This is a genomic window from Caballeronia calidae (assembly GCF_900044055.2).
Lineage (GTDB): Bacteria > Pseudomonadota > Gammaproteobacteria > Burkholderiales > Burkholderiaceae > Caballeronia > Caballeronia calidae.
The window spans coordinates 174,480-188,131 of the sequence record NZ_FCOX02000005.1; the positions used below are offsets into that span (position 1 = coordinate 174,480).

A 13,652-nucleotide genomic window follows, 5' to 3' on the forward strand; every position below is an offset into this window, starting at 1 on the left:
CGATGATGCGATTCAGCATTCCGTATGCCAGAATCCGCAGGACGCACACAATCGGCGGCCGAAATTCGAATATGTCCGACACGCTCAACACAGTCGAAGCAGATCATGCGATGCGCAACTGGACGTACCGGTCGACGGGGAAAATTCCGATCGGTTCGGACCTGCACAAGCGCATGTTCTGCGAGATGTTGCTGACGACGCACAACCCGTACAAGCCCGCCGTCATCGACTGGCCGAAGCTGGACCCGGCCGCGTTGAAGCGCGTGACGTCCCTGCCCATCTGGGATATCGCGGTGCAGACGGAAGGCCGCGCGTCAATTCGCGTCGCGACCTACGCGGGCACCGTCGGCGATCCCCAGTTGCGCGAGGCGCTGCGCATGAACGGCGGCGAGGAAGCGCGGCACAAGCTGGTGTTGTCGAAGCTGGTCGAGGCGTACGGCATCACGCTCGCGCCGGAACCGCCGTATCCCGCGCCCGCCGATCCGCTGCGCGCATGGATGCTGACGGGCTACAGCGAATGCATCGACAGTTTCTTCGCGTTCGGTCTTTTCGAGGCGGCGCGGCAGTCGGGCTATTTTCCTGAAGAACTCGTCGAAACCTTCGAGCCGGTGATTCAGGAAGAGGCGCGCCACATTCTGTTCTTCGCGAACTGGGTCGCGTGGTATCGGCGCAGCTTGCCTTGGTATCGCAGGCCGTGGTTTCTGGCGAAGACCGCGAGCGTCTGGTTCTCGCTGATCCGCGACCGCATCTCGCTCGCGCGCGGCTTCGACAACAGTGGCGCCGCGCAGGACGCGAATTTCCCCGCGAATGTGGGCGACTCGGTGGCGGGCGATGTATCGGTGCGCTCGTTGATCGAACTATGCCTCACCGAAAACGATCGCCGCATGGGCGGCTACGACGCGCGTCTGCTGCGTCCGGTCACCGTGCCGAAACTCGCGCGTTTCGCGCTGCGCTTCGTCAAGAAATAAGGCGGCTTCACTCCGCCGGTTTCGATGCCGCGTCGAAACGGCGCGCGGCTTCCTCGACATCCTGGCGAAACTGCGCGAGCGCCGCCAGTTGCGCATTCGGCGGCTGCAGCGCCGCCCACAGCACGTGCACCAGTTCGTTCGCCGTCGTCTCGATCTGAGTCTGACTCAGGCGACGCTTCGCGAGCGTCGCGTCCCACAGCACATGCTCCATCGGCCCGAAGACGAGCGAGCGCAAGAGGCGCAGCGGCACGTCATCGCGCACGTGGCCGAGCGCCTGGCCGCGCGCGAGGACGTCCATCAGCGGCGCGGTGTAGCGGCGCTGCAATTCCGTCAACGTGTCCGACAGATCATGCTGCTTCGTGCGGCCTTCCGACAGCACCAGCGCGCACAGCCCCGTGCCATTCATCAGCATCAGCCGCATATGCGTCCTGACGATGAACGCGAACTGCTGGCGCACGGAGCCGTCGCGCGGCAGGCCGGTTTCGAAGGCATCGATGATTTCGTCGTACCAGTCCGCGATCACGCGGGCGCACAGCTCGCGCTTGCCGCTGAAATAGCTGAATACGGTTGCTTCGGAAATGCCCGCGCGCTGCGCGATCTCCGCACTCGTGGCGGCGTCGTAGCCCTTTTCGGCGAAGACGTCGCGGCCTGCCTGCAGGATGTCCTTCACGCGCTGCTGCGATTTGATGCCCGCTGGCGTACGGCGGCTGGTGCTGGTTTGCGTGGACATGGCGGGAAGGCGTCGGAAATAAATGTGAGCGTAGCTCAAAAATCTATTGACGACTAGACGATTTGAGCGTGAAATTGCCCCATTCCGTGGTTTGATGCCCTGTGTGAGTAAAACTCAAATTTCAGGGTGCACCCAAAACATCGCATCTGGAGGAGACGACCCATGAGCAACGTACCCGGCCTGAATTTCGCGTTGGGCGAAGATATCGACATGCTGCGCGATTCGCTCGCCAATTTCGCGGCGAAGGAAATCGCGCCGCGCGCGGGCGAAATCGACCATAGCGACCAGTTCCCGATGGACCTGTGGAAGAAATTCGGCGATCTGGGCGTGCTCGGCATGACCGTCTCCGAGGAATACGGCGGCGCGAACATGGGCTACACCGCGCACATGGTCGCGATGGAAGAGATTTCGCGCGCATCGGCGTCAGTGGGCTTGTCGTACGGCGCGCATTCGAATCTCTGCGTGAACCAGATTCATCGCAACGGCACGGAAGCGCAGAAGCGCAAGTATCTGCCGAAGCTCGTGTCCGGCGAACACATCGGCGCGCTGGCGATGAGCGAGCCGAACGCGGGCTCGGACGTCGTCAGCATGAAGCTGCGCGCCGAGGAGAAGGGCGATCACTACGTGCTCAACGGCACGAAGATGTGGATCACCAACGGCCCGGACTGCGACACGCTCGTCGTTTATGCGAAGACGGATATCGAAGCCGGTCCGCGCGGCATCACGGCGTTCATCGTCGAGAAGGGCATGAAGGGTTTTTCCGTCGCGCAGAAGCTGGACAAGCTCGGCATGCGCGGCTCGCATACCGGCGAGCTCGTGTTCGAGAACGTCGAAGTGCCGAAGGAGAACATTCTCGGTCAGTTGAACGGCGGCACGAAGGTGCTGATGAGCGGCCTCGACTACGAACGCGCCGTGCTCGCGGGCGGCCCGACGGGCATCATGCTCGCGTGCATGGACGCGGTCGTGCCGTATATCCACGACCGCAAGCAGTTCGGTCAGGCCATCGGCGAATTCCAGCTCATCCAGGGCAAGGTCGCCGACATGTACTCGACGCTGCAGGCGTGCCGCGCGTATCTCTATGCGGTCGGCCGTCAGCTCGACACGCTCGGTTCCGATCACGTGCGGCAGGTGCGCAAGGACTGCGCGGGCGTGATTCTCTACACCGCCGAAAAGGCGACGTGGATGGCCGGCGAAGCGATTCAGGTGCTCGGCGGCAACGGCTATATCAACGAGTATCCGGTCGGCCGCCTGTGGCGCGACGCGAAGCTCTATGAGATCGGCGCGGGCACGAGCGAGATCCGCCGCATGCTGATCGGCCGCGAACTCTTTGCCGAAACGGCCTGAGGCGCGCGTCATGACGATCATCGAATCGAAGCTGAATCCGCGCGGCGAGGAATTCCGCACCAATGCGCAGGCGCTCGAAGCGCTCGTCGCGGACCTGAAAGAGAAGATCGCGAAGATCGCGGAAGGCGGCGGGCAGGCCGCGCGCGATCGTCACGTGTCGCGCAACAAGCTGCTGCCTCGTGACCGGATCGCGCAACTGCTCGATCCCGGCACGCCGTTTCTCGAACTCTCGCAACTGGCGGCGTACGGCATGTACGACGACGACGCGCCGGGCGCGGGCATCATCACGGGCATCGGGCGCATTGCGGGGCAGGAGTGCGTGGTCGTGTGCAATGACGCGACCGTGAAGGGCGGCACGTACTATCCCGTCACCGTGAAGAAGCACCTGCGCGCGCAGGAAATCGCGGAGCAGAATCGCCTGCCGTGCGTGTATCTGGTCGATTCGGGCGGCGCGAACCTGCCGAATCAGGACGACGTGTTCCCCGACCGCGATCACTTCGGCCGCATCTTCTACAACCAGGCCAATCTGTCGGCGCAGGGCATCGCGCAGATCGCCGTCGTGATGGGTTCGTGCACGGCGGGCGGCGCATACGTGCCCGCGATGAGCGATGAATCGATCATCGTGAAGAATCAAGGCACGATCTTTCTCGGCGGCCCGCCGCTGGTGAAAGCGGCGACGGGCGAAGAAGTCAGCGCCGAAGACCTGGGCGGCGGCGACGTGCATACGCGTCTTTCCGGCGTCGCCGATCATCTCGCGCAAAACGACGCGCATGCGCTCGGCATCGCGCGCAGCATCGTCGGCAATCTGAATCGCGTGAAGACGCCGACGCTCGCGCTCAAGGAACCGCAGCCGCCGCGCTACGACCCGCGGAGCGTCTACGGCGTGATCCCCGTCGATACGCGCAAGCCCTTCGACGTGCGCGAAGTCATCGCGCGCATCGTCGACGATTCCGCTTTCGACGAGTTCAAGGCGCGCTACGGCACCACGCTCGTCTGCGGTTTCGCGCATATCTGGGGGCATCCGGTCGGCATCGTCGCGAACAACGGCATTCTGTTTTCCGAGTCGGCGCTGAAGGGCGCGCACTTCATCGAACTGTGCGCACAGCGCAAGATTCCGCTCGTGTTCCTGCAGAACATCACGGGCTTCATGGTCGGGCGCAAGTACGAGAACGAAGGCATCGCGCGCAACGGCGCGAAGATGGTGACGGCAGTGGCCACGGCGAAGGTGCCGAAGTTCACGGTGATCATCGGCGGTTCGTTCGGCGCGGGCAATTACGGCATGTGCGGCCGCGCGTATTCGCCGCGCTTCCTGTGGATGTGGCCGAACGCGCGCATCTCGGTGATGGGCGGCGAGCAGGCCGCATCCGTGCTCGCGACGGTGCGGCGCGACGGCATCGAGAAAAAGGGCGGCACGTGGTCGGCGGAGGAAGAGGAAGCGTTCAAGGCGCCAATCCGCGATCAGTACGAGGCGCAGGGGCATCCGTACTATGCGAGCGCGCGCCTCTGGGACGACGGCGTGATCGATCCCGCGCAGACGCGCGATGTTTTGGGCCTTGGATTGGCCGCGACGATGAACGCGCCTATCGAAGAAACACGCTTCGGCGTCTTCAGGATGTAATCACGGGGAAGCCATGTTCAACAAAATACTGATTGCGAACCGCGGCGAAATCGCCTGCCGCGTGGCGGCGACCGCGAAGCGCCTGAACGTCGGCAGCGTCGCCGTGTATTCCGACGCCGATGCCAAAGCCAAGCACGTCGCCGTGTGCGATGAAGCGGTGCATGTCGGCGGATCGGCGGCATCGGAAAGTTATCTGCGCATCGAGCGCATCGTCGATGCGGCGAAGCGAACCGGCGCGCAGGCGATTCATCCCGGCTACGGCTTTCTGTCGGAGAACGAGGACTTCGCCAACGCGTGCGAGAAGGCGGGGCTCGTGTTCATCGGGCCGCCCGTCGAGGCGATCAGCGCGATGGGCTCGAAAGCCGCCGCGAAGGCGCTGATGCAGTCGGCGTCCGTGCCGCTCGTGCCGGGCTATCACGGCGACGATCAGGATGCGTCGCTGCTTCAGCGCGAGGCGGACCGCATCGGCTATCCGGTGCTCTTGAAAGCGAGCGCGGGCGGCGGCGGCAAGGGCATGCGCGTCGTCGAGAAGAGCGAGGATTTCGCGGCCGCGCTCGCGTCATGCAAGCGCGAGGCGGCGTCGAGCTTCGGCAACGATCGCGTGCTGATCGAAAAGTATCTGCTGCGTCCGCGTCACGTCGAAGTGCAGGTGTTCGCGGACAAGCACGGCAACGCGGTCTATCTCTTCGATCGCGACTGCTCCGTGCAGCGCCGGCATCAGAAGGTGCTGGAAGAAGCGCCCGCGCCCGGTCTCGACGACGCCACCCGCCGCGCGATGGGCGAAGCCGCCGTTGCGGCGGCGCGCGCGGTGAATTACGTCGGCGCGGGCACGGTCGAGTTCATCATGACGCAGGACGGCCAGTTCTACTTCATGGAGATGAACACGCGCCTGCAGGTCGAGCATCCGGTGACGGAGATGGTCACCGGCCTCGATCTCGTCGAATGGCAATTGCGCGTGGCGGCGGGCGAGCCCTTGCCTTTGAAGCAGGACGAGCTGAAGGTGACCGGTCACGCGATCGAGGCGCGCATCTACGCGGAGAATCCGTCGCGCGGCTTCCTGCCGTCGACGGGCACGCTCAAGCATCTGCGCATGCCGCACGCGGTGGAGTTTTCGATCGACGGCGACGTGCGCGTCGACAGCGGCGTGCGTCAGGGCGATGCGATCACGCCGTTCTACGATCCGATGATCGCGAAGCTGATCGTGCATGGCCGCGACCGTCGCGATGCGCTCGCTCGCATGGCGCGCGCGCTCGCGGAATGCGAGATCGTCGGGCTATCGACCAACGTCGAGTTCCTGCAGCGCATCGTGAAGAGCGAGCCGTTCAGCGCGGGCGATCTCGACACAGGCCTGATCGAGCGTCACCACGACGCGCTGTTCGCGCCGACACACGTGTCGCGCAAGAAGGCGCTCGCACTCGCGTGCGCGGCGCTGCTCACGCGCGAGGGCGGCGAGGCGCATGGCTTTTCGCCGTGGGATGCGCTGTCGCACTGGCGCATGGCGGGCGGCTATAGCCAGGATCTGAACTGGCGCGCGCTCGATACGGACGAGGCGTTGAAGGTCGTCTTCACGAAGAACGGCGAGAAGCGCTTGCGGCTCGACGAGGACAGCGGGCGCTTCGACTGGTCGCATAGCGGCGAGACGTCGTTCGCGGTCCAGCTCGACGATGCGCTGATCAAAGGCCACGTCTTCACCGATGGCGACGTCTTCCACGTCTTCCACGAAGGCGCGGCGTTCCAGTTCGAGTGGCAGAACCTGATGGCCCACGCGGGCGATGCCGAGCACGAAGGGCGTCTCACCGCGCCGATGCCCGGCAAGGTGATCGCGGTGCTCGTGGAGACGGGCGCGTCGGTGGAAAAGGGCGCACCGCTGATGGTGATGGAAGCGATGAAGATGGAGCACACGATCGTGGCGCCCGCCACGGGCAAGATCGGCGAGATTCTGTTCGAAGTCGGCGATCAGGTTGCCGACGGCTCGCAGTTGCTCGTGCTCGAAGTGGAGCAGGCCGCTTAACGCTTCTTCGCCGGCGCGCCGAGCAGCGTCTCTTCGCTCTCGGCGCGCACGAGAATCTCCACGCGCCGGTTCAACGCGCGGCCTTGCGCCGTGTCGTTGCTGGCGATCGGCCTCAGATACGCCATGCCTTTGGTCGTGATGCGCTCGGCGGGAACGCCGCGCGCGATCAGCGCCTGCGCGACGGCGTTCGCGCGCGCCTCGGACAGCGCGCGGTTATAGGCCAGCGTGCCATCGTTGTCCGTGTGGCCTTCGATGAGAATAGGCCGCATGCTGCGCTTGAGGATCTCGGCCGCCCGGTCGAGCATCGGCGAATGAGCGCTGCGGATGCGTGATGCATCGATATCGAACAGCGGCGCCTCGGGCAGGCGCATCTCCACGCCACCATTCACCGGCAACATCGTGATGCCGTATTGCGCGTTCAACTGCTCTTCCTTCGAGCGGTTGAGACCGGACGAACAGCCGGCGAGCAGCGTGAACGACACGCACGCCAGAGCCGTTGCCCGTGAAGCTTTCCCTTTCATTGCAAGATCTCTGCGTCGATGTCGAACCCTGATTATAGGGACGGCGAAACGTGCCTTCTGTAAAACAACGATGCATGACTGCGCATCGAGTGGAACGGTTCGTGCGTGATTACAATGCAGGCGGGCGCGTCAGGCGTCAGACTCATCGATCATCACGAGGTTCATGCCCCCATGCAGATCCAGCCGCGCAACGACACGACACCGGACTCCGCCGCGCGCACACGCAAGATGCAGCGCACGGCTTCCGCGACGCTCCACGTGGTGCTCGTGCTGATCGCGCTGTACACGGCGCGCACGTTCATTCCGGCCGTCGTGTGGGCGAGCGTGATCGCCATCGCATTGTGGCCCGCGTTCCGCTGGCTCGAACGAAGGCCGGTCTTCAGCCGGCGTCACAGCCTGCTCGCGGTGACGTTGACGGCGGCGATCGGGCTGTTGTTCGTCGTGCCGTTTTTCATCGTCGCGGCGCAGACGGCGGCCGAAGCGCACGACATGCTCGGCTGGATCCACGAGGTGCTGCGCACGGGCGTTCCGATGCCCGCGTTCATCGAGCATCTGCCGACGAGCTTGCAGCAAATCGCGCGCTGGTGGCAGGCGAATCTTTCGACGCCGCTCGAATCCTCGCCCGCGGTGAAGAATCTGCACAGCGCGACGGTCGTCGCGATGACGCGGCATTTCGGCGGGCGCGTGGTGCATGGCCTCGTGGAGTTCGGCTTCATGCTGATGACGCTCTTCTTCGTGTTCCTGGCGGGCTCGCGGCTCGGCGAGCAACTGCTCATGGGCTCGCGTCGCGCGTTCGGCTCGGACGGTGCCGCGCTCGTGCGGCGCATGGCCGAATCGGTGCGGTGCACCGTGGTCGGACTCGTCGTCGTGGGGCTCGGCGAGGGCGCGCTGCTCGGCGTTGCGTATGCGGTGACGGGCGTGCCGCACGCGTCGCTGCTCGGCATGCTGACCGCCGTCGCGGCGATGCTGCCGTTCTGCGCGCCGATCGTTTTTCTTGGCGCATCGCTATGGCTGCTCGCACAGGGCGCGATGATCGCGGCGGCGTGCGTCGCAGCGTTCGGATTGATCGTCGTGTTCGTGGCGGAGCACTTCGTGCGGCCGGTGTTGATCGGCGGCTCGACGCGGCTGCCGTTTTTGCTGGTGCTGTTCGGGATTCTCGGTGGCGCGGAGACGTTTGGGCTCATCGGGCTTTTCATCGGCCCGGCGCTGATGACGATTCTCGTCGTGCTGTGGGTGGAATGGGTGCGGGATTGAAGCGACGATAACGCCGCCCGGATCAGCGGCGTTCCTGCACGCACACCCACGGCGACAGGACGACCGCCCACAGTTCCGGATCGCGCGCGGCGAGATCGGTCGCGGTTTCGGCCTGCATGCGTTCGATCAAGCCGGCGGAAAGCCATTGCGTGACCTGTTGCGTGTCGTCGCTGGCGAGGCTTTCGGCAACGCTCACGAGATCGAGATCGCCCTTCACCCAGATGAGCTTGCCTTGAGCGAAAAAGCGTTCCAGCTCGGACCAGCCGATCTGGGCGGTTTCACCGAGGAGCTTGACGTAGAGCGGGCTGGGCGTGGGAGCGTCGGACATGAGAAGAAGCGGAGAAAAAAACGAAAGGCGTCCGACACTATAGCGCAGTGCCGGACGCCTTCGTTTCAGTCGACCGTTGCGAGACGCGCGACAACCCTTACAGGTCGAAGAAAATCGTCTCGTTCGGGCCGCGCAGATGGATGTCGAAGCGATAGATCGCGCCCGACGAACCCGGCTTGGCCGACGCGCCCGCTTCGCGCTTCGCGATCAGCGTTTGACGGCGCTCCGCCGGCACGCTTTGCAGCACGGTGTCCTTCGCGTTGGCTTCGGTTTCGTCCTCGAAGTAGATGCGCGTGTACGCGTGCAGCAGCATGCCGCGCATCAGCACGATGACGTCGAGGTGCGGCGCGGTGTCGTCGTCGGTGGCGCCGGGCTTCACCGTGTCGAAGATGAAGCGCAGTTTCGGGTCCGTGCCCGTGCCGCAGCGCGCGAAGCCACGGAAGCCCGATTCGCGCGCTTCCTGCACGGTCTGCACGTAGCGGCCGTTTGCGTCGGCCTGGGCGATTTCGATCAGCGCGTCGTTGACGGGCTTGCCTTCGGCGTCGTACACGTTGCCGACGACGGAGATATGCTCGCCCGGCACTTCGCGGTCCGCCGCCGATGCGGTGAAAAGGCTCTTCAGGTCGAAGTTGTACTGCTCCGGCACGAGGCCGTAAGCGAAGTACGGTCCGACGGTCTGCGAGGGGGTCTGTTTCAGCGTGGTCATGTTCGATTACTCCGTCGGCGTTTGGTCCGGGCCGCGCAGCACGATGTTGAATTCGTAGCCGAGCGCATAGTTTTCCTGCGTCGTGTCGATCGAGAAGGACGACACCAGACGCTGGCGTGCGTGCTCCGGAATGCCCTGGTAGATCGGATCGAGATCGAGCAGCGGATCGCCGGGGAAGTACATCTGCGTGACGAGACGCGAGCCGAAATATTCGCCGAAGAGCGAGAAGTGGATATGCTGCGGACGCCACGCGTTCGGGTGATTGCCCCACGGATACGCGCCCGGCTTGATCGTCATGAAGCGGTAGCGGCCTTCGTCGTCGGTCAGGCAGCGGCCCGCGCCGAGGAAGTTCGGGTCGAGCGGCGCATCGTGCTGGTCCGCCTTGTGCACATAGCGGCCGGCGGCGTTCGCCTGCCACACTTCCACGAGCGTGTTGCGCACCGGACGGCCGCCCTCGTCGAGCACGCGGCCCGTCACGATGATGCGCTCGCCGAGCGGATCGCCGTTCTTCGCGGCATTGCGGGTGAGGTCGTTGTCGAGCACGCCCAGATCGTCAGCACCGTAGACCGGCACGCGGCGGTTGCGCAGGTTTTCCTTCAGCGGAATCAGCGGCAAGCCGGGGCTGCGCAGGATCGACGACTTGTAGCCCGGCGACAGATACGCGGGATGGGATTCCCAATCGCGCGGTGTGAGGATGGGGGAGGTCATGTCGACTGTCTCCTGTATTTGTGGAAGTTGAATAGGATGTTTCTGACGGCTACTTTATAGAACGACGCAAGTTATGGAAAATGATGTTTCGTGCCATCTTGCATAACGGATCGTCATGGATACCGACTTCACCAACACCCGCGTCAAGTTCCGGCATCTGCAGTGTTTTCTGGCCGTCACGCAGCTCGGCAGCGTGCAGCGCGCCGCCGACAGCTTGTCGATCACGCAGCCCGCGGTGTCGAAAACGATCGGCGAGCTCGAATCCATTCTAGGCGTGCGTCTGTTCGAGCGCGGGCGGCGCGGCGCGGTGCCCACGCGCGAAGGCCGGCTGTTCGCGCCGCACGCCAGCGCGTGCGTGGCGTCGTTGCGGGAAGGCGTCGATATGTTGCTGCGCGAGCGCGGCGACATGCCCGGATCCATTGCGGTCGGCATTCTCCCGACGGTGGCGCCCGTGCTGCTGTCGCCCGCGCTGACGTCGTTCCGGCAGCAGTGGCCGGCAGTGTCGCTTTCCGTGTGGACCGATTCGAACGCGCTCCTGCTGGAGAAGCTGAAGGCGGGCGATGTCGATCTCGTGGTCGGGCGGCTGTCCGAGCCCGAAGCGATGCACGGGCTTTCTTTCGAGCAGATCTATCGCGAGCCGCTCGCGGTGGTCGTGCGGCGCGAGCATCCGTTGACCCTGGAGACGCCGCTCACGCCCGCGCTGCTCGCGCGCTTCGTGATCGTGGTGCCGCCGTTCGGCACGCTGATTCGTCAGTCGGCTGAAAGCGTGCTGACCGCGTTCGGCGCGCATGCGTTGACGGCGCTCGTGGAGACCTTGTCGGTGTCGCTCGGGCGCTCGCTCGCGATGAACAACGACGCCGTGTGGTTCGTGCCCGCGGGCGCGGTCGAGCAGGACATCGCGCTCGGGCTGCTCACCGCGCTGCCGATGCCCTTCGCGGGCACCGACGAGCCCATCGGCCTGATTCGCCGCAACGACGCGGCGCGCACGCCGGTCGAGGAAACGCTCGTCGACGCGCTGCGCGAAGCCGGCCGTTCGCGCGCCGGGCGCAAATGACCGGTGGGCGCGAGCGGCGCGCAAGTTGCTGAAGGAGCATTTACCGCGCAGATTTCGCGCGGAAGAAATACTATGACGAAAATGGCGTGAACGAAGTGACTGCAACAAACGCGTGCAGCGGCGGTCACATACGAGGTCGTTCGCAGCCGTTGTCCTGGACGTTTCCCGCAACAGACGCGCCGCATCCCAATAATGAAGACCGTACTGCTCGTCGACGACGACCGCGCCACCATCGAAGCCTGGACCCTCTGCATGCAAGGCGAGGATTGCAATGTCTTATGCGCGTTCGACGGCAACGGAGCGTTATCGATACTCGGCGAGCAGCGGGTGGACATCGTCGTGTCCGACTGGATGATGCCGGGCCTGGGCGGCGCGCTGCTCTGCCAGACGATGAAGAACGACGCGGCGCTCGCGCACATTCCTTTCCTGATGATTTCCGGGCATCCGAATCCGCCCGCGTTCGTGAGCTATGACGGCTACCTGCGCAAGCCCGTCGATATGGGGACGCTGATCGCGGCGGTGAATCGCTTGTGCGCCGCGAAAAAGAAGCCGCTCTACTGACCCGCGTCTAGCGCAATTCGGCCAGCGCCTCGTCCATCTGCGTCTGCGCGAGCTGGTTCAACTCCTGCGGAATCTCGCAGTCGAGCGGCAGGCACGGCGTGACGATCACGCGGATATGTCCACCACGATCCGGCCAGCCCTTCGCGGGCCACACCTTGCCCGCATCGTGCACGACGGGCACGACCGGCACCTTCGTCGCGCAGGCGAGGCGCACGCCGCCCGACGCGAGCTTGAGCGGCGCATCGTGCGCGACGCGCGTGCCTTCCGGAAAAATGACCACCGAATCGCCTTTCTTCAGTCGCGCCGCGCACTCGCGCGTCACGGCGGTGTGCGCCTGACGGATCGAGCCGCGGTCGAGGCTCACCATGTCGAGGCCGCGCAGCACCCAGCCGAAGAACGGAATGTTCATGAGCTCGTGCTTGAACACGAAGCTGATGCGGCGCGGAAAAAGCGCCATGAACGAGAGGGTTTCCCACGTCGATTCGTGCCGCGACAGGATGATGCACGGTCCGTCGGGCAAATGCTCCAGCCCTTCGATCGAGCACGTGACGCCGGTGATCGCGCGCATCATCGCGACCATCGCGCGGCACCAGAGCTTCGCGAGCCGGTAGCGCCCGTTGCGGCCGACGAACGGAAAGAGCGGCAGGATCAGGATCGACCAGACGGTGCCGCTGCCGAGCAGATAGGTTGCAAAGAGCCACTTGACGAGGGTGCTGCGCATCGGGATTCGCTGAATGACAGAGGGGTGACGACGGAAGGAAGCCGCAAGCATAGCGTATCGGGGCGGCGCATCATGCGGTGTCATCGAAGCGATGCAACAATGGAGCCCGACGAAACACATTCAGCAAGGATGGAGCAATGGACAATCAATCGCCGGTGCAATTCGACGAAGGCATGCTCGACGTGGGCGACGGTCACTCGATCTACTGGCGCGCGCAGGGACCGCACGACGCGCCCGCGATGCTCGTCGTGCACGGCGGCCCCGGCGGCGCGATGAACGTGAAGTGGGCGGACGTGCTGGAAGAGGGCAAGTGGCGCGTCGTGTTCTTCGATCAACGCGGCTGCGGCAAGTCGAAGCCCTTCGGCAAGCTGGAGCACAACGGCATCGATGCGCTCGTCGGCGATATGGAAAAGCTGCGCGTCGCGTTGAATATCGAGCAATGGGCGATCTTCGGCGGCTCGTGGGGCACGACGCTCGGCCTCGCGTACGGCGTCGCGCATCCGGAGCGCTGCACGGGCTTTCTGCTGCGCGGCGTGTTTCTCGCGCGGCGCGAGGACATCGACTGGTTTCTCTGGGACGTGCGCCGCGTGTTCCCCGAGGCGCACCGCGCGTTTCTCGATGCGATCGAAGCGGCCTGCGGCAAGCGTCCGGTGAACGCGCAGGACATTCTGCGCATGACCGAGGCGCCGCTCGCGCGCTTCGACGAGGCGGGCACGCGGCTCGCGCGCGCGTGGACGCAATACGAAACGACGCTCTCCGTCGTCAACAAGCCGGAGAAGGAGCCCGCGGAAGCAGAGAAGCGCCCGAGCGCGGAAGCGAACGCGGCGGCGATCTCGATGGCGCTGCTCGAGCGTCACTACATGGCGAACGAGCTGCCGCCGATGCCGCTCCTGCCGCTCGTCGCGCGCATCGCGCATCTGCCTTGCCGGATCGTGCATGGCCGCTTCGACATGGTCTGCCCGGCCGATCAGGCGCTCGAACTCGCCGCGCGCTGGCCCGGCGCGGAGCTGGCCGTCGCGGATGCGTCGGGGCACTGGACGTTCGAGCCGGGCAATCTCGCGGCATTGCGCGCGGGCGCGGCGGCGCTCGCGAACGTGATCACGCAGACGAGAACCGCGACCGCCTGAC

14 protein-coding genes are annotated in these 13,652 nt (G+C 65.0%); 8 read left to right on the top strand and 6 right to left on the bottom strand.

The genetic code is table 11. The annotated features are described in order from the left end of the window. Window positions 1-71 precede the first annotated feature (71 nt). On the top strand, window positions 72-968 hold the full coding sequence (locus tag AWB78_RS07595) for a ferritin-like domain-containing protein (protein ID WP_062604014.1): 897 nt from the start codon (window positions 72-74) through the stop codon (window positions 966-968). A 7-nt stretch (window positions 969-975) separates the two neighbouring features. Here the strand turns inward: AWB78_RS07595 and AWB78_RS07600 are convergent, their stop codons facing one another. Further along, window positions 976-1,698, bottom strand: a complete 723-nt coding sequence (locus AWB78_RS07600) for a TetR/AcrR family transcriptional regulator (RefSeq protein ID WP_062603796.1) — start codon at window positions 1,696-1,698, stop codon at window positions 976-978. Window positions 1,699-1,860: 162 nt separating this feature from the next. Here AWB78_RS07600 and AWB78_RS07605 point away from each other — a divergent pair, with 162 nt between their 5' ends. Genes AWB78_RS07605 through AWB78_RS07615 form a run of 3 tightly spaced genes read left to right on the top strand, consistent with a single transcriptional unit; the run spans window position 1,861 to window position 6,671 of the window. Continuing rightward, window positions 1,861-3,042 (top strand): isovaleryl-CoA dehydrogenase, encoded by a 1,182-nt coding sequence (locus AWB78_RS07605; RefSeq protein ID WP_062603797.1) that lies wholly within the window; start codon window positions 1,861-1,863, stop codon window positions 3,040-3,042. A gap of 10 nt (window positions 3,043-3,052) precedes the next feature. Beyond that, complete coding sequence (locus AWB78_RS07610) at window positions 3,053-4,660, top strand: carboxyl transferase domain-containing protein (protein ID WP_062603799.1); 1,608 nt, start codon at window positions 3,053-3,055, stop codon at window positions 4,658-4,660. A 13-nt stretch (window positions 4,661-4,673) separates the two neighbouring features. Next, the gene (locus AWB78_RS07615) at window positions 4,674-6,671 is read left to right on the top strand and encodes an acetyl/propionyl/methylcrotonyl-CoA carboxylase subunit alpha (protein WP_062603800.1); all 1,998 of its coding nucleotides are present in this window, start codon (window positions 4,674-4,676) and stop codon (window positions 6,669-6,671) included. On the opposite strand, the gene AWB78_RS07620 is transcribed toward AWB78_RS07615, so the two are convergent. Further along, window positions 6,668-7,192: an OmpA family protein gene (locus AWB78_RS07620; RefSeq protein WP_062603802.1), complete on the bottom strand. Its 525-nt coding sequence runs from the start codon at window positions 7,190-7,192 to the stop codon at window positions 6,668-6,670. The two genes, AWB78_RS07615 and AWB78_RS07620, sit on opposite strands and share 4 nt — an antisense overlap. Window positions 7,193-7,363: 171 nt before the next feature. On the opposite strand from AWB78_RS07620, the gene AWB78_RS07625 reads away from it, so the two are divergent. Continuing rightward, on the top strand, window positions 7,364-8,446 hold the full coding sequence (locus AWB78_RS07625; protein WP_062604016.1) for an AI-2E family transporter: 1,083 nt from the start codon (window positions 7,364-7,366) through the stop codon (window positions 8,444-8,446). Between the two features lie 22 nt (window positions 8,447-8,468). Here the strand turns inward: AWB78_RS07625 and AWB78_RS07630 are convergent, their stop codons facing one another. From AWB78_RS07630 to pcaH, 3 genes are all read right to left on the bottom strand, one after another. Continuing rightward, window positions 8,469-8,774: a DUF2288 domain-containing protein gene (locus AWB78_RS07630; protein ID WP_062603803.1), complete on the bottom strand. Its 306-nt coding sequence runs from the start codon at window positions 8,772-8,774 to the stop codon at window positions 8,469-8,471. Window positions 8,775-8,871: 97 nt separating this feature from the next. Beyond that, a complete protein-coding gene (pcaG, locus tag AWB78_RS07635; protein WP_062603805.1) occupies window positions 8,872-9,480 on the bottom strand; it encodes a protocatechuate 3,4-dioxygenase subunit alpha in 609 nt (202 codons plus the stop codon). 6 nt (window positions 9,481-9,486) lie between these two features. Next, a complete protein-coding gene (gene pcaH, locus AWB78_RS07640; protein WP_062603807.1) occupies window positions 9,487-10,188 on the bottom strand; it encodes a protocatechuate 3,4-dioxygenase subunit beta in 702 nt (233 codons plus the stop codon). 115 nt (window positions 10,189-10,303) lie between these two features. Here pcaH and pcaQ point away from each other — a divergent pair, with 115 nt between their 5' ends. Next, window positions 10,304-11,242: a pca operon transcription factor PcaQ gene (gene pcaQ, locus AWB78_RS07645; RefSeq protein WP_062603809.1), complete on the top strand. Its 939-nt coding sequence runs from the start codon at window positions 10,304-10,306 to the stop codon at window positions 11,240-11,242. Window positions 11,243-11,434: 192 nt separating this feature from the next. Next, entirely contained in the window at window positions 11,435-11,803 is a 369-nt protein-coding gene (locus AWB78_RS07650; RefSeq protein WP_063958951.1) for a response regulator, read from the top strand. A 7-nt stretch (window positions 11,804-11,810) separates the two neighbouring features. Here the strand turns inward: AWB78_RS07650 and AWB78_RS07655 are convergent, their stop codons facing one another. Then, a complete protein-coding gene (locus AWB78_RS07655; RefSeq protein WP_062603813.1) occupies window positions 11,811-12,524 on the bottom strand; it encodes a lysophospholipid acyltransferase family protein in 714 nt (237 codons plus the stop codon). Between the two features lie 137 nt (window positions 12,525-12,661). On the opposite strand from AWB78_RS07655, the gene pip reads away from it, so the two are divergent. Further along, window positions 12,662-13,651, top strand: a complete 990-nt coding sequence (pip, locus tag AWB78_RS07660) for a prolyl aminopeptidase (RefSeq protein ID WP_062603815.1) — start codon at window positions 12,662-12,664, stop codon at window positions 13,649-13,651. The last annotated feature ends 1 nt before the right edge of the window (window position 13,652 follow it).